This is a genomic window from Mesorhizobium sp. M7A.F.Ca.AU.002.02.1.1 (assembly GCF_003998535.1).
Lineage (GTDB): Bacteria > Pseudomonadota > Alphaproteobacteria > Rhizobiales > Rhizobiaceae > Mesorhizobium > Mesorhizobium ciceri.
On sequence record NZ_RZPB01001247.1, the window covers coordinates 1 to 1,100 of the forward strand.

General features: G+C 61.0%; 1 protein-coding gene. It reads right to left on the bottom strand.

The features are described 5' to 3' along the window. Window positions 1-88 precede the first annotated feature (88 nt). On the bottom strand, window positions 89-805 hold the full coding sequence (locus EN879_RS36875) for a response regulator transcription factor (RefSeq protein WP_013529960.1): 717 nt from the start codon (window positions 803-805) through the stop codon (window positions 89-91). Window positions 806-1,100 lie beyond the last annotated feature (295 nt).

Genomic DNA, 1,100 nt, shown 5'->3' on the forward strand with positions numbered 1-1,100 from the left:
ATGTAGAGGGTCGCGACCTGGCTGATCAGCAGGCCGGCAATGACGATCAGCAGCACCCAGACAGGCAAGGTCTGCGGCAGGAAACGTCTCATTCGGAGGTCGTCTCGGGCAGGAACTGGTAGCCGCCGCTGCGTACGGTCAGGATCAGCTTGGGCGTCTTCGGGTCGTCCTCCATCTTGCGCCGCAACCGGCTGACCAGGATGTCGATGCTGCGGTCGAAGGAATAGTCGCTGTCGCCGCCGGACAGTTCGATGAGCTGGTCGCGGGTCAGCACACGCTGCGCACTCTTGACGAAGGTCTGCAGCAGGTTGAATTCGGCCATGGTCAGCTCGACCCTGACATCGTCGGGTGCGATCAGCCGGCGCCGGGCACAGTCCATCGTCCAGCCGGCGAAGCGGTAGATCTGCTTGGTGGTGGCGCGCTTCGGCTCGGCGGCGCCATTGCGCCTGAGCACGGCCCGGATGCGCGCCAAAAGCTCGCGCGGGTCGAAGGGCTTGGGCACATAGTCGTCGGCGCCCATTTCCAGGCCGACGACGCGGTCGGTCGTCTCGGTGACGGCGGTCAGCATGATGATCGGCGTCGAATACTGGGCGCGCAGGTCGCGGCACAGCTCCAGCCCGCTTTTGCCGGGCAGCATCACGTCGAGGACGATGAGGTCCACCTGGACGCGCCGCAGGATGGTCTCCATCTCGATGCCGTCGGCGGCAACCGAGGTGTGCAGGCCCCGCTTCTGGAAGAATTCCTGCAGCAGGTCGCGGATGCCCTTGTCGTCGTCGACGATCAGTATGTGTGCATCGGATTTCACAGCAGCCCTGTCATTGTTGCCAAGCCCTTCTGTCTTTGATTGCCAAGCCCTTCGGTCGCAACCCACACGATAGAATTCAGGCCATATGTTGGCCAGTGGCTATGATGGGGTTCACGCCGGCTTTCTCAGACACACTCCAGAAACAAAATTCTACAGTTCAGAAAAACTCCTGAAAAATTTCAAAGGCATAACTGATCTCGTGGCGGTCAGGTCATCGGCTGCGACGCTAGTCTCCGGGTTTACGGATAAACCGATGCCAAGGTTGTCGATCAGTTTGTTGGGTGCGTTGCTGGGC